We start from the raw sequence: 17,078 nt of genomic DNA on the forward strand, positions 1-17,078 counted from the left end.
CCGTTTCGCGGTCACCGACGGAAGCGCCTCCGGCGATTCCATCCGACGAAAAGCGATCCGCCGTACCGGCCCGGTGCCAAGCGAATGTAGGTTGGAATAGCCGAAGGCGTATTCCAACGTTCCGGGGGGGCGGGTGATCGAGGTGTTTGACTGGGCGGACGCGGCCCGTTTCGCGGTCATCGACGGAAGCGCCTCTGGCGATTCCATCCTACGAAAAGCGATACGCCGTACCGATCCGGTGCCAAGCGAATGTAGGTTGGAATAGCCGAAGGCGTATTCCGACGTTCCGGAGGGTCGGGTGATCGAGGTGGTTGGCCGGGCGGGCGCGGCCCGTTTCGCGGTCACCGACGGAGGCGCCTCTGGCGATTCCATCCTACGAAAAGCGATACGCCGTACCGATCCGGTGCCAAGCGAATGTAGGTTGGAATAGCCGAAGGCGTATTCCGACGTTCCGGAGGGCCGGGTGATCGAGGTGTTTGGCCGGGCGGACGCGGCCCGTTTCGCGGTCATCGACGGAAGCGCCTCTGGCGATTCCATCCTACGGAAAACGATATGCCGTACCGGTCCGGTGACAAGCGAATGTAGGTTGGAATAGCCGAAGGCGTATTCCGACGTTCCGGAGGGTCGGGTGATCGAGGTGTTTGATCGGGCGGGCGCGGCCCGTTTCGCGGTCACGACGGAGGCGCCTCTGGCGATGCCATCCTACGGAAAACGATATGCCGTACCGGTCCGGTGACAAGCGAATGTAGGTTGGAATAGCCGAAGGCGTATTCCGACGTTCGGGAGGGTCGGGTGATCGAGGTGTTTGGCCGGACGACGTGGCCCGTTTCGCGGTCACCGACGGAGGCGCCTCTGGCGATTCCATCCTACGGGAAGCGATACGCCGTACCGGCCCGGTGCCAAGCGAATGTAGGTTGGAATAGCCGAAGGCGTATTCCGACGTTCCGGAGGGTCGGGTGATCGAGGTGTTTGGCCGGGCGGACGCGGCCCGTATCGCGGTCACCGACGGAGGCGCCTCTGGCGATGCCATATCCAAATAGCAAAACGCCCCGCACGGAGGCGAGGCGTTTGGGTTGCAATGGCGGGTCGATATTTGTGGGTGACGGATTACGCTTCGCTAATCCATCTTACGAATTGATCCGCCTTACCGGGTTAACCACCAGCCGGTGCGTTACGGCATTCTGCCGGAACTACGTTGTGGTTTGCAGCAGGAGCGCGGCAGGTCCACTGTACGGCTGCTGCCGGCGGCGTGCCAGCTACCAATGCCGGTGCGGGAGTCATTGTTAGGGCTACGTTACCTGCGCGAGCTGTGGATGTAACGGAAATCACGCCGTCGTTAGCGATAGCAGTGACTCCGCAATTTTGGGTGGCGGTGTTTGCGGTGAATCCAGAAGCAAAAGCAGTTCCGTTGGAAGCATTTTCCATAACGGTCGTTTTTGCGCCTGCCATTAACCCTACACATTCGGAGACGCGAGCGCGTACTGTGTAATCTTGGTATGCCGGCAGCGCCACCGCCGCCAAAATTCCGATAATCGCCACAACGATCATCAATTCAATCAAAGTAAAACCTTTCTGCATCTGAGCTTTCATGTGCTTCTCCTTGAGATGTTAAGGCGTTCAGCCTGCAAGGGACTAAGCAGCCAGCGTGCCAACTTCTAAACGCCCCTGTTTTCGCGGCATTGCGGCACAATGCGAACCACACACGCTGCCTCGCTTCGCACGCTTCTGACAAAAAGCGTCACCCCGGTGGCTGCGGTTTGGCACGCCTGGCTATCTGCGCTATAAGGCGGGCATTAATCCAGACGAATCCTCGCCCATGACCGATAACGTTGCCCTCTCCGGCCTGGCTAAACAAATGGTGTTGGCCGGCCTGCTCGATGACCGGACGGCTCAGCAAGCACACCAGCAGGCGGTGCGGAACAAGCTGTCGCTGGTGACCTATGTGGTGCAGAACAAGCTTGCCAGCGGGCGCGCCGTGGCGGAGCTGGCGGCTGACCAGTTCGGTGTGGCCTACATGGACCTCAATGCGCTGGACAAGGAAGCCCAGCTGAAGGAGGTAGTGTCCGAAAAGCTGGCCCGTCAGCATCGGGTGCTGCCGCTCATCAAGCGTGGCCACAAGCTGTTCGTTGCGGTATCCGACCCGACGAATCATCAGGCGGTAACGGATATCCAGTTCAGCACTGGCCTGACGACCGAGGCGATCTTGGTCGAGGACGACAAGCTCGGTAACGCCATTGAAAAGTTTTTCGAAAGCGCGACGACGGGGCTGGACGACTTAGGTGATGTGGACCTCGATGGTATCGATGTTCAAACCGTATCGGACGATGCCTCCAATGACGATACGGGTGATGCTGCGGACGACGCACCGGTTGTTCGCTTCGTTAACAAGATGCTGCTCGACGCCATTCGTGGCGGCTCGTCCGACTTGCACTTCGAGCCGTATGAAAAGGCGTATCGCGTCCGGCTCCGTACTGACGGGATCCTCCACGAGGTCGCGCGCCCGCCTATTCAGCTCGCGCCTCGTATTTCAGCACGCCTGAAAGTAATGGCTGGCCTCGACATCTCCGAGCGGCGTAAGCCGCAGGATGGTCGAATCAAAATGAAGCTGTCCAAGACCAAAGCCATCGATTTTCGTGTGAACACGCTGCCCACGTTGTGGGGCGAAAAGATCGTGATGCGTATCCTTGACCCGACCAGTGCGCAAATGGGCATCGATGCGCTGGGCTACGAGGAATCGCAAAAAGAGCTGTATATGAATGCGCTGCGCCAACCGCAGGGCATGATTCTGGTAACGGGCCCGACTGGTTCGGGCAAGACCGTATCGCTCTATACCGGCCTCAACATCCTCAATACCGTCGACGTCAACATCTCTACGGCCGAGGACCCGGTCGAGATCAACCTGGAAGGCATCAACCAGGTCAACGTCAATCCCAAGCAGGGCATGGATTTCTCTCAAGCACTGCGCGCCTTCTTGCGTCAGGACCCGGACATCATCATGGTCGGTGAGATCCGTGACCTTGAAACGGCCGAGATTGCGATCAAGGCCGCGCAGACCGGGCACATGGTGATGTCGACCCTGCACACCAACAGCGCGGCGGAAACCCTGACGCGCCTGCGCAACATGGGCGTGCCGGCGTTCAACATCGCCACCTCGGTCAACCTGATCATCGCCCAGCGCCTGGCGCGCAAACTTTGCAGTACCTGCAAGAAGGAAGTCGACGTGCCGCGCGAGGCGTTGCTGCGCGAGGGCTTTCCTGAAGACAAGATCGGCACCTTCAAGATCTATGGGCCGGTTGGCTGCGAAAACTGCAAAGGCGGGTACAAAGGGCGTGTCGGTATTTATGAAGTGGTTAAAAACACGCCCTCTCTGCAGCGCATTATCATGGAGGACGGCAACTCAATCGATATCTCCACCCAGATGCGCAGAGACGGCTTCAATGACTTGCGGACTTCAGCCCTGCTGAAGGCCATGCAGGGCGTGACCAGCCTGGAAGAAGTCAACCGGGTGACCAAGGACTAACATGGCTCAGAAAGCAATCAAGACCAGCGTATTCACCTGGGAAGGCACGGATCGCAAGGGCGCCCGGATCAAGGGTGAGCTGAGCGGTGCAAGCCCCGCGCTGGTCAAGGCACAGTTGCGCAAGCAGGGCGTCAACCCGCTGAAGGTGCGCAAGAAGTCCGTCTCGCTGTTCAGTGCCGGCAAGAAGATCAAGCCGATGGACATCGCCCTGTTCACCCGGCAGATGGCGACCATGATGAAGGCGGGCGTGCCGCTGTTGCAGTCTTTCGACATCATCGGCGAGGGTTTCGATAACCCCAACATGCGCAAGCTGGTAGATGACCTCAAGCAAGAGGTGGCGGCCGGTAACAGCTTTGCCGCTGCGCTGCGCAAAAAGCCGCAATACTTTGATGACCTCTATTGCAACCTGGTTGATTCGGGTGAGCAGTCCGGTGCGCTGGAAACGCTGTTGGACCGGGTAGCGACTTACAAAGAGAAGACCGAAGCGCTGAAGGCCAAAATCAAGAAGGCGATGAACTACCCGATCGCGGTGGTGCTGGTCGCGATCATCGTGTCTGCCATTCTGCTGATCAAGGTGGTGCCGCAGTTTCAAGAGGTATTTGCTAACTTTGGCGCTGAGCTGCCAGCTTTCACGGTAATGGTGATAAATTTGTCAGAGCTGTTGCAAGAGTGGTGGTACGTCGTTCTGTTCGCAATGATTGCGGCAGGGGTTGCATTCAAACAGGCGCATACGCGTTCCGAGAAGTTCCGCAATTGGTTCGATCGGCTTGTTCTCAAAATCCCAGTTGTTGGTGACATTCTCTACAAGTCGGCTGTTGCTCGCTTTGCTCGTACGCTGTCCACTACGTTTGCCGCGGGCGTGCCATTGGTTGATGCGCTGGACTCAGTCGCCGGCGCGACCGGTAACGTGGTCTTCCGTAATGCAACGGCCAAGGTGAAGTCGGACGTCTCCAGCGGCATGCAGCTTAATTTCTCTATGCGTACCACTAACACCTTTCCGAGCATGGCGATCCAGATGACGGCCATTGGTGAAGAGTCTGGTTCGCTGGACGAAATGTTGGCGAAGGTCGCGACCTTTTATGAGGATGAGGTCGACAACATGGTCGACGGCCTGACCGCGTTGATGGAGCCGATGATCATGGCGGTACTGGGTGTGCTGGTGGGTGGCTTGATCATCGCCATGTACCTGCCGATCTTCCAGTTGGGCTCCGTGGTCTAGATGAGCGTCTTTTCATTTCTGGCCAGCCACGCGCTGGCCTTTGTTTTCTGTGCACTGGTGTTGGGGTTGCTGGTCGGCAGCTTCCTTAATGTGGTGATCTATCGGTTGCCGCTGATGATGCAGCGTGAATGGCGCACGCAGGCTCGTGAGTATCTTGAGCTGCCCGCTGAAGTGGCGAGTGAGCGTTTCAATCTGATGTGGCCGCAGTCGCGCTGCCCACATTGCAATCATCGAATTCGCGCTTGGGAGAATATCCCGGTTGTCAGTTGGCTGGCGTTGCGAGGCAAGTGCAGTTGCTGCAAGGCGCGGATCAGCCACCGCTATCCTCTGGTTGAGCTGGCGTGTGGCGTGCTGTCCGGCTATGTGGCTTGGCATTTCGGCTTCACCTTGCAGGCGGGCGCGGTGCTGTTGCTGACGTGGGCGCTGCTCGCCTCCAGCATGATCGACGTCGACCATCAATTGCTGCCGGATTCGATTGTCCTGCCACTGCTCTGGCTGGGCTTGATCTGCAATACCCAGGGATTGTTTGCAACCCTGCCCGATGCGCTGTGGGGTGCCGTATTCGGTTATCTCAGCCTGTGGTCGGTGTACTGGCTGTTCAAGCTTGTCACGGGCAAGGAGGGCATGGGCTATGGGGACTTCAAGTTGCTGGCGATGCTGGGCGCATGGGGTGGCTGGCAGGTGCTGCCGCTGACCATTCTCCTGTCTTCAGTTGTCGGTGCGGTGCTAGGCAGCATCGCATTACGCATGCAGAACGCGGACAACGGCACGCCGATTCCGTTCGGGCCTTATCTGGCCATTGCTGGATGGATCGCCCTGCTGTGGGGTGAGCAGATCACTGCCAGTTACCTACGATTCGCACATTTCTGATTGGGTTGTAGGGGCGGCCGGATTCGGTCGCCTTCCTGGCTTTGGTTAGTTGGGTTTTCCGCGCTTGCATCTCAATTGGCTAGCGGTTACTACTGCGCGTCGTTTTCAAGCGATAGGTGCAGCATGAAACCCTGGATTCTCGGCCTTACCGGCGGCATCGGCAGTGGCAAGAGTGCCGTGGTCGAGCACTTCGGGCGGCTGGGCGTACATTGGGTCGATGCCGATCACGCGGCCCGCTGGGTTGTCGAGCCCGGGCGCCCGGCGCTGGCGGCTATTGCCAAGCATTTCGGCGATCAGGTGTTGGCCGGTGACGGTAGCCTGGACCGCGCCGTGCTAAGGCAGTTGGTATTTGCCGACCCGGGGCAGCGGCAGTGGCTCGAGCAGTTGTTGCACCCGCTGATCCGCCAGGAAGTGGCTGACAAGCTCGCGCAGGCGCAATCGCCGTACGCCATCATGGTGTCCCCGTTGCTCATCGAGTCCGGGCAGTATCGCCAGGCGGCGCGTGTGTTGGTCGTGGACGCTCCCGAAGCGCTGCAGGTCGTGCGTGCGGCGCGGCGCGATGGTGCCGCGGAAGAGCAGATCCGATCGATTCTCGCGGCCCAAGTCGGACGTGATGAGCGCTTGCGCCATGCCGATGATGTGTTGGTCAACGACCGGGACATGGCCTGGCTTGCCGCCGAGGTCGAGCGCCTGCACCGTTTCTATCTGAGCCTGCGAGGAGGTAAGGCATGAGTGTCACCGTTGTAGAGTGCCCCACCTGTGGTGCGCCGGTCGAATGGGGGCCGCAGAGTCAGAGCCGGCCGTTCTGTTCCGAACGTTGCAAGCTGATCGATTTGGGTGCGTGGGCCGCCGAGGAGCATGCCATCCCGGGAAATGAGCTGGAGGATGACCTGTTCTCCGACGACGTGCCTCGCCAGCATTGAGCTGAATGTGCGGCTCGGGCGGGCCTCACATGGGCTTGTCGCCGTCGTCTTCCCGTGGGGCTTGCAGGTAGCGCGTTCGGTTGAAGGTTTCCATCCAGTCCGGATAGAACACGACCAGCGCGCTGATCACCGTGCCGTTGATGAACGCCTCCGGAAACATCACCAGCCAGATATAGCCGGCAAAGTCCGCCAGCCAGGGTGGCATCGGGTAGCGGCCGTCGAAAAGCAGTACGCCGAGGCCGGCCAGTATGCAGAACAGCGCGGCTAGCCCCGCTGCGAAGAAGCCGGAAAAGAAGATATAGACGAACAGGTTGCGCGGCTGCGTGCGCTCGACCAGTTGCGCGCAGCACTCGGTCACGGCCACAGGAATCAGTACCAGCAGCACGCCGTTGAGGCCGAGCGACAACAGGTGCTGGTGGCCGGTCACGGTCAGGCCCAGCTGCGCTGTGAATGCCGCAAGTATGGCCAGCGGCCAGTCCAGCAGCAGCGTGACGGCCGTCAGTCCGATGAAGTGGAAAGACAGGCCGGAGTCGAAGTCCCGCCGTACCAGCCAGAGCAGGAAGATCGCCAGCACGGCGCCGAACAGCAGGTGTTGGCGGCGTGTATCGCTGAACAGCTCGACCCAGGGCGCTCGAACCCCGGCCCAGGCGAGCGCGGCCAGGTAGAGCAGCCAGCCCAGGATCAGGCTGGAAGGGGCGAGCAGGTCAGCAGCAATCATCGGTACTCCTCGACTCGCTGGTCATCTATCGACACCGGGGCGCGTTGTATGTGCGCCGGGTGCGATTCTATCGCGGCAAGCCGTCGAGCCTGAGCGGTCAGGGTGCCGGGTTGGGCTGCGCGACATGGATTGCCTCGATCGCTTCGAGCACCTCGGCCGAAAGCGTCACGTCGATGCTGCCGAGATTGCTTTCCAGTTGCGCCAGTGACGTGGCGCCGATGATGTTGCTGGTGACGAAGGGCTGGCTCGTCACGAAGGCCAGCGCCATCTGCGCCGGGTCCAGGCCGTGCTCGCGGGCCAGGGCGACGTAGCGGGAGCAGGCGTCTTGCGTTTGCGGGTTGGTATAGCGTGCGAACCGGCTGAAGCGGGTGATGCGCGCCCCTTCGGGGCGGGCGCCGTTCTCGTACTTGCCGCTCAGCATGCCGAAGGCCAGGGGCGAATAGGCCAGCAGGCCACACTGCTCGCGAATGGCGATCTCGGCGAGCCCCACCTCGAAGCTGCGGTTCAGCAGGTTGTAGGGGTTCTGGATGGAAACCGCTCGCGGCCAGCCGCGCTCTTCGGCCAGCTGGAGAAACTTCATCGTGCCCCAGGGCGTCTCGTTGGACAGCCCGATATGGCGAATCTTGCCCGCTCGCACCTGCTCGTCGAGGACTTCGAGGGTTTCTTCGAGCGGCGTGAAGCCGGCCTGCTGATGGCGGTAGCCGAGCTGGCCGAAGAAGTTGGTGCTGCGCTCGGGCCAATGCAGCTGGTAAAGGTCGATGCGGTCGGTCTGCAGGCGCTGCAGACTGGCGTCCAGTGCGGCGACGATGTGCTGGCGGTTCATCTTCAGCTGGCCGTCGCGGATGTGCGTGATGCCGTTGCCGGGTCCTGCGACCTTGCTGGCGAGTATCCAGTCGTTCCGGTTGCCGCGCGCCTTGAAGTATTCCCCGATGTAGCGCTCGGTCGTGGCATAGGTTTCCGCGCGAGGCGGGACCGGGTACATCTCGGCCGTGTCGACGAAGTTGATTCCGGCAGCCCTGGCGCGGTCGAGTTGCGCAAAGGCCTCCTGCTGGTCGTTCTGTTCGCCCCAGGTCATGGTGCCCAGGCAGAGTGCGCTGACGTTCAGATCCGTGCGGCCCAGTTGGCGCAGTTGCATAAGGTGTCCTTGTCGGTTTGATGCGTGATGGGGGTGCCTGTCCGGCAGTCCAGCGTATGACCATACACCGTCCCGGAGTTCCGGCGTGCTGGTTGTCGAAGCTGCTTGCTATTTCGGCTGCAATCAGGATAATTCCGCAGCCTGTCGCCGGGGATGCCTAGCCTGTCGACACGAGACCAAGGTGGGGGATGCCTAGCCCGCCGAACCATTGCCGTAGCGGACGCGCTGACCCGAGCCCCCGATAGCGTCTGTTTCCGGCTGTCCTGGCCTTGCCAGGGCGAGCACCATTCAGTAAGATTCGCCGTCTTATTTTCAGGGCGGCCCCTGAGGCTATAACGAATGAAGACTTTTACTGCTAAACCGGAAACCGTCAAGCGCGACTGGTTTGTCGTCGACGCTGCCGGCCAGACCCTGGGTCGTCTGGCAACCGAAATCGCTAGCCGCCTGCGTGGCAAGCACAAGGCGGAATACACTCCTCACGTCGATACCGGTGACTACATCGTCGTTATCAATGCCGAGCAAGTGCGTGTTACCGGTGCCAAGACCACCGACAAGATGTACTACTCCCACTCCGGTTTCCCGGGTGGCATCAAGTCGATCAACTTCGAGAAGCTGATCGCCAAGGCGCCAGAGCGTGTGATCGAGACCGCGGTCAAGGGAATGCTCCCGAAGAACCCACTGGGTCGCGACATGTACCGTAAGCTGAAGGTCTACAAGGGTGCCAGCCACCCGCACACCGCTCAGCAGCCCCAAGAACTGAAGATTTAACGGAATAGTTCACTATGTCGGCGACTCAAAACTACGGCACTGGCCGTCGCAAGACTGCAACCGCGCGCGTCTTCCTGCGCCCGGGTACTGGCAAGATCTCCATCAACAATCGCGAGCTGGATAACTTCTTCGGCCGCGAAACCGCTCGGATGGTCGTTCGTCAGCCGCTCGAGCTGACCGAGACCGTCGAGAAGTTCGATGTGTACGTCACTGTCCTTGGTGGTGGTGTCAGCGGTCAGGCCGGTGCGATCCGTCACGGTATCACCCGTGCGCTGATGGACTATGACGAAGGTCTGCGTCCTGCGCTGCGCAAGGCTGGCTTCGTCACCCGCGATGCCCGCGAAGTCGAGCGTAAGAAGGTCGGTCTGCGCAAAGCGCGCAAGCGTCCGCAGTACTCGAAGCGTTAATTTCGCTTCTACGAAAAGCGCCCAGTTTCTTCGGAACTGGGCGTTTTTTTATGGCTTGGTTTTTTACTGCTGCGACAGCGTGTCACGTGCTGCGAGTCCCGATTTACGGGCCTTCCCGGTTTGTTGTGTCTGGTTATTACCTTGTCAGGCGAGGGGGTTTTCTTTACCATTTGGCGAATTTTTTCGCGGCCTGTTTTACGTAGTAGACGCCTGCCTCGGTGGGCCATAAGAAACTGATGGGAGACGACTGAATGAGCAATGACGGCGTGAATGCTGGCCGGCGTCGCTTCCTGGTAGCCGCTACTTCGGTAGTAGGTGCTGCAGGAGCGGTGGGGGCAGCGGTCCCGTTCGTGGGATCGTGGTTCCCGAGTGCCAAGGCCAAGGCAGCCGGCGCACCGGTTAAGGTGAATATCGGCAAGATCGAGCCCGGCCAGCAGATGGTTGCTGAGTGGCGTGGTCAGCCGGTGTTTATTGTGCGTCGTACGGAGGAGACGCTTGCTAACCTCAGCAAGCTGACCGATACCGTCGCCGACCCCGAGTCGAAGGAGTCGGTGCAGCCGACCTATGTCGACCCGTCAGTGCGCTCGATCAAGCCTGAAGTGCTTGTCGTTGTCGGACTGTGCACTCACCTCGGTTGTTCCCCATCGTTCCGGCCTGAAGTCGCTGCGGCGGATTTGGGCGCCGAGTGGCTCGGTGGGTATTTCTGCCCGTGCCATGGCTCGAAATATGACATGGCTGGCCGCGTCTACAAGGGGCAGCCCGCCCCCTTGAACCTGCCGGTTCCCCCTCATACGTACGAGACGGACACCACGATCGTCATCGGCGTCGATCAGGAGAACGCATGATGAGCAAGTTCATGGAATGGGTCGATGCGCGCTTTCCTGCGACCAAGATGTGGGAAGACCATCTAAGCAAGTACTACGCGCCGAAGAACTTCAACGTCTTGTATTTCTTCGGTTCACTCGCACTGTTGGTGCTGGTCAACCAAATACTCACTGGTATCTGGCTGACGATGAGCTTCGAGCCCTCGGCTGAGGGTGCGTTCGCGTCCGTCGAATACATCATGCGCGACGTCGAGTACGGATGGATCATCCGTTACCTGCACTCGACCGGTGCGTCGGCGTTCTTCATCGTCGTGTACTTGCACATGTTCCGCGGAATCCTCTACGGCTCGTACCAAAAGCCGCGTGAGCTAGTGTGGATCTTCGGCATGATGATCTACCTTGCGCTCATGGCTGAGGCTTTCATGGGGTACCTGCTGCCTTGGGGGCAGATGTCTTACTGGGGCGCCCAGGTGATCATTTCGCTGTTTGGCGCCATTCCGGTGATCGGGGATGACCTGACGCAGTGGATCCGCGGCGATTACCTGATCTCCGGCATCACCCTGAACCGCTTCTTCGCGCTACACGTCATCGCATTGCCGATCGTTATCCTTGGCCTGGTCGTGCTGCACATCCTGGCGCTTCACGAAGTCGGTTCGAACAACCCCATGGGTGTCGATATCAAGAAGACCAAGGACGAAGCAGGGCGTCCACTCGACGGTATTCCTTTCCACCCGTACTACACGGTGAAGGATATCGTCGGTGTCGTGGTGTTCCTGTTCGTATTCTGCGCCGTCGTGTTCTTCTTCCCTGAGATGGGCGGCTATTTCCTCGAGAAGCCGAACTTCGAAGTGGCGAATGCGTTCAAGACGCCTGAGCACATCGCGCCGGTGTGGTACTTCACTCCGTACTACGCGATTCTGCGAGCGGTGCCTGACAAGTTGCTCGGTGTAATCGCCATGGGCGCAGCCATTGCGGTGCTGTTCGTGCTCCCGTGGCTGGATCGCAGCCCGGTCAAATCGATGCGCTACAAGGGCTGGCTGAGCAAGATCGCCCTGGTGCTGTTCTGCATTTCGTTCGTCATCCTCGGCGTGCTTGGCGTGCTGTCTCCTACTCCGGAGCGGACACTGGTATCTCGGATCTGTACTGCCATCTATTTCGGTTACTTCATCCTGATGCCGTTCTACACCAAGCTTGAGAAGACCAAAGTAGTTCCGCAAAGGGTGGCTGGCTGATGAAAAAGCAAATTGCTGCATTGATTCTCGCACTGGTGCCGGCCTTCGGATTCGCCGCTGGTGGTGGTGCTCATCTGGACGAGATCGATATCGATCTGACCGACAAGGCGGCGCTGCAGGATGGCCTGAAGACATTCGCCAACTATTGCATGGGTTGCCATGGCGCCCAGTACCAGCGTTACGAGCGCGTAGCTAATGACCTGGGCATTCCTGAAGAAATCATGATGGACAACATTGTGTTTTCGGATGCCAAGATCGGCGACCACATGAAGATTGGCATGAAGCCAGAAGACGCGAAGGCTTGGTTTGGCGCTGCGCCGCCGGACCTCACCTTGGTTGCACGTGTACGCGGAAACGACTGGTTGTACACCTACCTGCGCAGCTTCTACGAAGACCCGTCTCGCCCCTATGGTGTGAACAACACGGTATTCCCGAACGTGGGCATGCCGCACGTGCTGGCGCCGCTGCAGGGGCGTCAGGTCATGCCGAGCAAGCTGCCGGAAGGCGAGTCGGTTGCCTGCAAGCAGGTCCAGGTGGTTGAGGATGGCCGCAAGCAGTTCGATCCTTTGACTGGCACTCCCGTCACCCATGAGGACTGCAGTCACCTGACGGTCGAGGCCGGCACGGGTGCGTTGTCCGAAGCGGAATACGACGAGCTGGTTCATAACCTCGTGACCTTCCTGGCTTACTCGGCCAATCCGGTCAAGCTGGAGAGTCAGCGGATCGGAACCTACGTGTTGCTGTTCCTCGCGTTCTTCTTCGTCTTCGCCTATCTGCTCAAGCGTGAGTATTGGAAAGACGTCCACTGATACGCCTGCTGCAACGTTGTACATTGCGCGCGCCCCTTGGGCGCGCGCGTTTTTTCAGGACTATAAAAAATTAAGCGAGGAAGGTCCCGTGGCGGTCGCCAACCGGTTGCTCTGCTATTCCGATCCTGCTGATCATTATTCGCATCGCGTGCGGTATGTGCTTGCCGAGAAAGGAGTGTCGGTTGAGGTAGTCGATGTCCTTCTAGGGCAGTGCCCACCGCGACTGGCCGAAGTGAACCCCTACGCAACGGTACCTACCCTCGTCGAGCGTGACCTGGCCCTCTACGAGCCTGGCGTGATTACCGAATACCTCGAGGAGCGGTATCCACACCCGCCGTTAATGCCGGTTTATCCTGTAGCGCGCGCCAATACCCGCTTGCTGGTGCACCGAGTGCAGCGAGACTGGTGTGCGCTGGTGGACAGGATTCAAGACAGGCGTTCAGCTGGTCAGGCCAAGGAGCTGGCCCGTAAGGAGCTGCGCGAAAGCCTGACTGGCGTCTCGCCAATTTTTGCGGAAAAGCCGTATTTTCTAAGCGACGAGATCAGCGTCGTCGACTGTTGTCTGTTGCCTATCCTCTGGCGTTTGCCCACACTGGAGATCGAGTTGCCACGGGCCGCAAAGCCCCTGATCGATTACATGGAGCTCAACTTCGCTCGCGAGGCCTTCCAGGCCAGCTTATCCGCCGTTGAACGCGGCATGCGTTAAAAAGAGAGGCTTTTTCATGACTTCCAGTCGCCCTTATCTGGTCCGTGCGTTGTATGAATGGATCGTGGATAACGACTGCACGCCACATATCCTGGTACACGCGGAGCATCCCGGTGTGAAGGTTCCGCCTGGGTATGCCAGCGACGGGCAAATCGTCTTGAACGTTTCGCCAGGCGCGGTTCGTCGCTTGGATATGAGCAACGAGGCGGTCAGCTTCGAAGGCCGCTTCGGTGGTGTGGCACATGAGCTATATGTGCCGTCTCCGGCGATCATGGCAATCTACGCGCGCGAAAATGGCCAGGGCATGGTTTTTGAAACGGAGCCTACGCCGCCGGATGACGATACGCCGCCAGATGACTCCTCGAAATCGAAGTCAGCGCCAGCGGCGAGCCGTCCGAGCCTGAAGGTCGTGAAGTAAGGCGATAAAGGTGCAAGGCTACGCAGCGCGTAGCCTTCGGTGGTGGTTAGTCGATGTATTCGAACAGCTTGACGATGCGCTGCACGCCGGACACGCCCTGGACGAGGCTTGTTGCGCGGTTGCCTTCCTGACGAGTAACCAGGCCTAGCAAGTAAACGATGCCGTTCTCGGTAATTACCTTGATACGAGAACCCGGCACGCTTTCATCGGCAAGCATTTGCGTCTTGATCTTCGTCGTCAGCCAAGAGTCGTTGCTGCGTGCCAGTGCCGATGAGGGCTTCAGGACCTGGAGTTCGTTATGGACGCGCTTGACGCGCTGAACGGAGCTCGCGGCCTGCTCGGCTGTCTGTTTGAGCTCTTCGCGTGGCGTTTGTCCTGCAAGCAGCACCACCCCGTTATAGCTCGCAACGACGATATGCGAGGCGTTATCCAGGTCTGGGTGAGCCTTGGCGATATTAACCGCCGCTTTGGTCTCGATCAGGGAATCGTCGATCTTGCTGCCAATGGTCCGCGTGCCACGGTCGTCGTTGATCGGCTCATCGCGGGCGGCTGTCAACACCGAGCTGCAGCCTGTAGCGACCAGGCATAGCGTCAGGGTAAGTGCATGCAGTCGAGTCGCTTTCATTCTTCACTCCCAAACAGTTGATTGTCGATCAAGTCGCACAGACAGTGGATGGTGAGCAGATGAACTTCCTGAATCCGGGCGGTGACCTTCGACGAGACTCGGATTTCAACATCCTCCGGTAGCAGCAGCGACGCCATACCACCACCATCGCGACCGGTCAGTGCGACGACGATCATCTCTCGGTCATGAGCGGCCTGGATTGCCTGGATAACATTGGCGGAGTTGCCGCTGGTGGAAATCGCAAGCAGTACATCGCCCGGCTGGCCGAGTGCGCGAATCTGTTTGGAGAACACCTCGTTGTAGCTGTAGTCGTTGGCGATGGAGGTCAGCGTTGAGGTGTCGGTAGTCAGCGCTATTGCCGGCAGGCTGGGGCGCTCACGCTCGAAGCGGTTCAAAAGCTCCGAAGAAAAGTGCTGCGCGTCGCCCGCGGAGCCACCATTGCCGCATGTCAGGATCTTGCCTTCGCTAAGCAACGTATTGACCATCACCTGACCAGCTTGCTCGATGCTGGGTGCCAGCACCTCGGCGGCCTGCTGCTTGGTTTCAATGCTCGCCTGGAAAAGTTGGCGTATACGGGTTTGCATGTCCATCGATGTCACACCTTCGGTATCGGGCATGGCGCGGGCCTTGCCGTAAAAGGGACCGCATGCCGCGTTCAGCGCTCAGCCATCGAACGCGTTGCGGATCCAGTTGGGTGATGCTGCGCTGCTGCCGGCTTCGATGGCAATCACATCGAAGCGGCAGGGATGCCGGGCCCACCGCGATTCCTTTTGCAGGAAAAGTTGGGCTGCCTTGACCAGCTTCTGCTGCTTGCGGTAGTCGACGCTTTCCAGCGCGCCGCCCCAGGCAGTGTGGCGTCTGTAGCGAACCTCGACGAATACTACTGTATCGCCATCGAGCATGACCAGATCAAGCTCGCCGCTGCGGCACGACCAGTTGCGTTGCACGAGGCGCAGGCCGTGTCGTTCCAGGTAGCGTTTGGCGGCGTCCTCGGCCTGCTGCCCTTGTTGCTGCTTGTCCGTCGTGGTCAATAGCGGTCGTCCTGAAGGCGCTGAACTTCGCCGCCACGGAACTCGGCCCATGGAAGGTGGCGCTCGATGCGTTGTTCCTGGGTGAGCGACAGTTTGCCGGAAAGCCCGTCCAGCTCGGTATCGGGTAGTGCCAGCAGCTGGTTCAGGCGAGGCGCGAGCAGGTAGGCGTCTGCGCCCATTGCGTAAAGGCGCCCAAGGCTGCCCTGCGCTTGCGGCCATTTGCGCTCGATGTCCTGGCGCAGCGGGAGTTGCGGATCAAGCAGCCAGGGCGTTTCGGCGAAGCGTATGCCTTCGAGGTCGAGATACTGGCTGCGGTTGTTCGTCGCCGCGTGGAGGTGGGAGGTCGCGTATACCGGCAGGTCGCCCGCGTACTGGAAGATCAGCGTGGGTTTCACCTGCTGAGCCTGCTGCGGCGTAGCGGCAAGGAAAAGAAAGTCGACATCCTGCCGCCGCGTCGGCGTGGCTTCGCCGGTGTTCTGGGTGCGACTGGCGCTGCGTACCTGAAGCAGGTCGGCAATCTGGTTGGCCAGTTCGACCGGCTCGGCGAGCGGCTCGGCGGCAACCAGGGTGCCGCCCAGTTCCAGCCACTGCACACGGAAGGCATCGAGCACACGGTTGCCCCAGTCGCCGCGCGGCGTGAGCGCCACGGCTCGGCGATGCCCATCCTGCCAGGCGCGGCGTGCTACTTCACGGGCTTCGTCTTCGGCAGCGAGGCCGAACTGGAACAACTGAGGCGGGGCTTTCTGATCGGCGTCGCTGTAGTTGAGGGCCAGCGTAGTAATGGGCAGCGTGTCTCGTGAAGCCAGTTGGCGAACCATTTCTTTTTCGAGCGGGCCGACGACCAGCTCTACGCCTGCCGCGCTGGCCTGCCGGTAGAACTCGTCTAGAGAACCAATGCGCGTGCTGTCGAACAGCTCGATGCGAAGGTCATCCCCGGCGTCGAGGTGGGCGGCTAGAAAGCCGTCGCGTAATGCACGGGCGACGTTTGCAAGCGAGCCGTCCATCGGGAGCAGCAGTGCGACATGGGACAGTGGTTTGTCAGCCAGCTCACGTAGCTTTACGAGTGGCTCGGGCAGTTCTCGTGCGGCTGGATGTTCGGGATGTTGCGCGATCCAGGCGTCTATGGCGCGTTGCTGCTGGCCGAGCGTGCCGGCTTGCTTGACTGCCATAGCCAATGACAGCCATCCAGCGAGGTCTCGGTCGGCGCTCGGCTGCAGCGTTTCTGCAGGCAGGCTCGAGACCAGCGACCAAGTTGCTTCATGGTTCTGTTTGGCCTGTTCACCGCTCAATAAGGGAGCAATGAAAGTGCGCTCCCGGGCGGCGTCGAGCGGCCGTTCATTCGCTTCTAATGCAACTGCGCGTGCCAGCTGGGTGCGAATCTGCTGCTCTACCGGTAATTCAGCCAGTCGCTCGAAGGCAGGGTGCTGGAAGGCTTCGAGCGCTTGGGTCGGCTCTTTTGCATCCAATGCAAGTTCTGACCTTAAAGTGAGGGCGAAGACTTGTTGCGCCGGTTTGAGTTGGTCGAGCTGAACCTGCTCGAGAATTTGCCTGGCCTGGGTCAGGTTACCTTGCTGCATGCTCTTGTCGGCTGCTGATAGACGAAGCAGCGCTGCGTCGGCGGTATCGCTCGCGTCAGCCTGTTTCAGCAATTCCTGGGTAGATGCCTGTGGTGTGCGTGGCAGCTCACCCAATGTCGATGAGGGGGAGCTGGCACATGCTGAAAGCAGGGCAGCGAGGCAAAGGAACAGAAGCGGGCGAAGGCGAGCCGTCATGTAGAGAATCCTGAAGCGCTGGCAGTGTGTGGCGGAATTGTACCCAAGCCCTGTCGGGGCGGCGATGTCGCGTCCCTCAAACGGGCTACAATGCGCATTTT

Annotated in this window: 20 protein-coding genes; 12 read left to right on the forward strand and 8 right to left on the reverse strand. The window is 59.8% G+C overall.

The window, feature by feature from the left end:
- Together KXR72_RS20390 and KXR72_RS20395 are read right to left on the reverse strand one after the other, a co-directional pair.
- Positions 1-180 (reverse strand): hypothetical protein (locus tag KXR72_RS20390; protein ID WP_437422933.1); only part of this gene is annotated, 180 nt, incomplete at its 3' end.
- Between the two features lie 972 nt (positions 181-1,152).
- Positions 1,153-1,590, reverse strand: a complete 438-nt coding sequence (locus KXR72_RS20395; protein WP_437422934.1) for a pilin — start codon at positions 1,588-1,590, stop codon at positions 1,153-1,155.
- A 226-nt stretch (positions 1,591-1,816) separates the two neighbouring features.
- Between KXR72_RS20395 and pilB the strand changes: the two genes are divergently transcribed.
- From pilB to yacG, 5 genes are all read left to right on the forward strand, one after another.
- Positions 1,817-3,520, forward strand: coding sequence for a type IV-A pilus assembly ATPase PilB (gene pilB, locus KXR72_RS20400; protein ID WP_437422935.1), 1,704 nt, complete (start codon positions 1,817-1,819; stop codon positions 3,518-3,520).
- A gap of 1 nt (position 3,521) precedes the next feature.
- Positions 3,522-4,739, forward strand: coding sequence for a type II secretion system F family protein (locus KXR72_RS20405; RefSeq protein ID WP_437422936.1), 1,218 nt, complete (start codon positions 3,522-3,524; stop codon positions 4,737-4,739).
- A complete protein-coding gene (locus KXR72_RS20410; protein ID WP_437422937.1) occupies positions 4,740-5,609 on the forward strand; it encodes a prepilin peptidase in 870 nt (289 codons plus the stop codon).
- A gap of 123 nt (positions 5,610-5,732) precedes the next feature.
- Positions 5,733-6,341 (forward strand): dephospho-CoA kinase, encoded by a 609-nt coding sequence (gene coaE / locus KXR72_RS20415; protein ID WP_437422938.1) that lies wholly within the window; start codon positions 5,733-5,735, stop codon positions 6,339-6,341.
- Positions 6,338-6,532: a DNA gyrase inhibitor YacG gene (gene yacG / locus KXR72_RS20420; protein WP_437422939.1), complete on the forward strand. Its 195-nt coding sequence runs from the start codon at positions 6,338-6,340 to the stop codon at positions 6,530-6,532. The genes coaE and yacG overlap by 4 nt, the downstream gene beginning before the upstream one ends.
- Before the next feature lie 25 nt (positions 6,533-6,557).
- On the opposite strand, the gene KXR72_RS20425 is transcribed toward yacG, so the two are convergent.
- Positions 6,558-7,250 (reverse strand): energy-coupling factor ABC transporter permease, encoded by a 693-nt coding sequence (locus KXR72_RS20425; RefSeq protein WP_437422940.1) that lies wholly within the window; start codon positions 7,248-7,250, stop codon positions 6,558-6,560.
- 97 nt (positions 7,251-7,347) lie between these two features.
- Positions 7,348-8,385 (reverse strand): NADP(H)-dependent aldo-keto reductase, encoded by a 1,038-nt coding sequence (locus tag KXR72_RS20430; protein WP_437422941.1) that lies wholly within the window; start codon positions 8,383-8,385, stop codon positions 7,348-7,350.
- Positions 8,386-8,724: 339 nt separating this feature from the next.
- Here KXR72_RS20430 and rplM point away from each other — a divergent pair, with 339 nt between their 5' ends.
- The 7 genes from rplM to KXR72_RS20465 all read left to right on the forward strand — a co-directional run bounded on the left by rplM (position 8,725) and on the right by KXR72_RS20465 (position 13,549).
- The gene (gene rplM, locus KXR72_RS20435) at positions 8,725-9,153 is read left to right on the forward strand and encodes a 50S ribosomal protein L13 (protein WP_168425219.1); all 429 of its coding nucleotides are present in this window, start codon (positions 8,725-8,727) and stop codon (positions 9,151-9,153) included.
- A 14-nt stretch (positions 9,154-9,167) separates the two neighbouring features.
- Positions 9,168-9,560, forward strand: a complete 393-nt coding sequence (gene rpsI, locus KXR72_RS20440; RefSeq protein ID WP_437422942.1) for a 30S ribosomal protein S9 — start codon at positions 9,168-9,170, stop codon at positions 9,558-9,560.
- Positions 9,561-9,811: 251 nt separating this feature from the next.
- Positions 9,812-10,405 (forward strand): ubiquinol-cytochrome c reductase iron-sulfur subunit, encoded by a 594-nt coding sequence (gene petA / locus KXR72_RS20445; RefSeq protein WP_437422943.1) that lies wholly within the window; start codon positions 9,812-9,814, stop codon positions 10,403-10,405.
- On the forward strand, positions 10,405-11,616 hold the full coding sequence (locus KXR72_RS20450; RefSeq protein ID WP_437422944.1) for a cytochrome b: 1,212 nt from the start codon (positions 10,405-10,407) through the stop codon (positions 11,614-11,616). Before petA ends, KXR72_RS20450 begins: the two co-directional genes overlap by 1 nt.
- Positions 11,616-12,425: a cytochrome c1 gene (locus tag KXR72_RS20455; RefSeq protein ID WP_437422945.1), complete on the forward strand. Its 810-nt coding sequence runs from the start codon at positions 11,616-11,618 to the stop codon at positions 12,423-12,425. Before KXR72_RS20450 ends, KXR72_RS20455 begins: the two co-directional genes overlap by 1 nt.
- 88 nt (positions 12,426-12,513) lie before the next feature.
- Entirely contained in the window at positions 12,514-13,131 is a 618-nt protein-coding gene (locus KXR72_RS20460; RefSeq protein WP_437422946.1) for a glutathione S-transferase N-terminal domain-containing protein, read from the forward strand.
- Between the two features lie 16 nt (positions 13,132-13,147).
- Complete coding sequence (locus KXR72_RS20465; RefSeq protein WP_437422947.1) at positions 13,148-13,549, forward strand: ClpXP protease specificity-enhancing factor; 402 nt, start codon at positions 13,148-13,150, stop codon at positions 13,547-13,549.
- Positions 13,550-13,595: 46 nt separating this feature from the next.
- Here the strand turns inward: KXR72_RS20465 and KXR72_RS20470 are convergent, their stop codons facing one another.
- From KXR72_RS20470 to KXR72_RS20485, 4 genes are all read right to left on the reverse strand, one after another.
- A complete protein-coding gene (locus KXR72_RS20470) occupies positions 13,596-14,174 on the reverse strand; it encodes a BON domain-containing protein (protein WP_437422948.1) in 579 nt (192 codons plus the stop codon).
- A complete protein-coding gene (locus tag KXR72_RS20475; RefSeq protein WP_437422999.1) occupies positions 14,171-14,764 on the reverse strand; it encodes a phosphoheptose isomerase in 594 nt (197 codons plus the stop codon). Before KXR72_RS20475 ends, KXR72_RS20470 begins: the two co-directional genes overlap by 4 nt.
- 72 nt (positions 14,765-14,836) lie before the next feature.
- A complete protein-coding gene (locus KXR72_RS20480) occupies positions 14,837-15,256 on the reverse strand; it encodes a YraN family protein (RefSeq protein ID WP_437422949.1) in 420 nt (139 codons plus the stop codon).
- The gene (locus KXR72_RS20485) at positions 15,202-16,977 is read right to left on the reverse strand and encodes a penicillin-binding protein activator (protein WP_437422950.1); all 1,776 of its coding nucleotides are present in this window, start codon (positions 16,975-16,977) and stop codon (positions 15,202-15,204) included. Before KXR72_RS20485 ends, KXR72_RS20480 begins: the two co-directional genes overlap by 55 nt.
- Positions 16,978-17,078: the final 101 nt, after the last annotated feature.

The organism is Stutzerimonas chloritidismutans, from assembly GCF_051486945.1.
GTDB classification, from domain to species: Bacteria; Pseudomonadota; Gammaproteobacteria; order Pseudomonadales; family Pseudomonadaceae; genus Stutzerimonas; species Stutzerimonas chloritidismutans_B.

Bases quoted from the DNA above. Each gene is read 5' to 3' on its own strand.
- KXR72_RS20395 (WP_437422934.1), bottom strand. From the start codon at position 1,590: ATGAAAGCTCAGATGCAGAAAGGTTTTACTTTGATTGAATTGATGATC.
- pilB (WP_437422935.1), top strand. From the start codon at position 1,817: ATGACCGATAACGTTGCCCTCTCCGGCCTGGCTAAACAAATGGTGTTG.
- KXR72_RS20405 (WP_437422936.1), top strand. From the start codon at position 3,522: ATGGCTCAGAAAGCAATCAAGACCAGCGTATTCACCTGGGAAGGCACG.
- KXR72_RS20410 (WP_437422937.1), top strand. From the start codon at position 4,740: ATGAGCGTCTTTTCATTTCTGGCCAGCCACGCGCTGGCCTTTGTTTTC.
- coaE (WP_437422938.1), top strand. From the start codon at position 5,733: ATGAAACCCTGGATTCTCGGCCTTACCGGCGGCATCGGCAGTGGCAAG.
- yacG (WP_437422939.1), top strand. From the start codon at position 6,338: ATGAGTGTCACCGTTGTAGAGTGCCCCACCTGTGGTGCGCCGGTCGAA.
- KXR72_RS20425 (WP_437422940.1), bottom strand. From the start codon at position 7,250: ATGATTGCTGCTGACCTGCTCGCCCCTTCCAGCCTGATCCTGGGCTGG.
- KXR72_RS20430 (WP_437422941.1), bottom strand. From the start codon at position 8,385: ATGCAACTGCGCCAACTGGGCCGCACGGATCTGAACGTCAGCGCACTC.
- rplM (WP_168425219.1), top strand. From the start codon at position 8,725: ATGAAGACTTTTACTGCTAAACCGGAAACCGTCAAGCGCGACTGGTTT.
- rpsI (WP_437422942.1), top strand. From the start codon at position 9,168: ATGTCGGCGACTCAAAACTACGGCACTGGCCGTCGCAAGACTGCAACC.
- petA (WP_437422943.1), top strand. From the start codon at position 9,812: ATGAGCAATGACGGCGTGAATGCTGGCCGGCGTCGCTTCCTGGTAGCC.
- KXR72_RS20450 (WP_437422944.1), top strand. From the start codon at position 10,405: ATGAGCAAGTTCATGGAATGGGTCGATGCGCGCTTTCCTGCGACCAAG.
- KXR72_RS20455 (WP_437422945.1), top strand. From the start codon at position 11,616: ATGAAAAAGCAAATTGCTGCATTGATTCTCGCACTGGTGCCGGCCTTC.
- KXR72_RS20465 (WP_437422947.1), top strand. From the start codon at position 13,148: ATGACTTCCAGTCGCCCTTATCTGGTCCGTGCGTTGTATGAATGGATC.
- KXR72_RS20470 (WP_437422948.1), bottom strand. From the start codon at position 14,174: ATGAAAGCGACTCGACTGCATGCACTTACCCTGACGCTATGCCTGGTC.
- KXR72_RS20475 (WP_437422999.1), bottom strand. From the start codon at position 14,764: ATGGACATGCAAACCCGTATACGCCAACTTTTCCAGGCGAGCATTGAA.
- KXR72_RS20480 (WP_437422949.1), bottom strand. From the start codon at position 15,256: ATGGGCCGAGTTCCGTGGCGGCGAAGTTCAGCGCCTTCAGGACGACCG.
- KXR72_RS20485 (WP_437422950.1), bottom strand. From the start codon at position 16,977: ATGACGGCTCGCCTTCGCCCGCTTCTGTTCCTTTGCCTCGCTGCCCTG.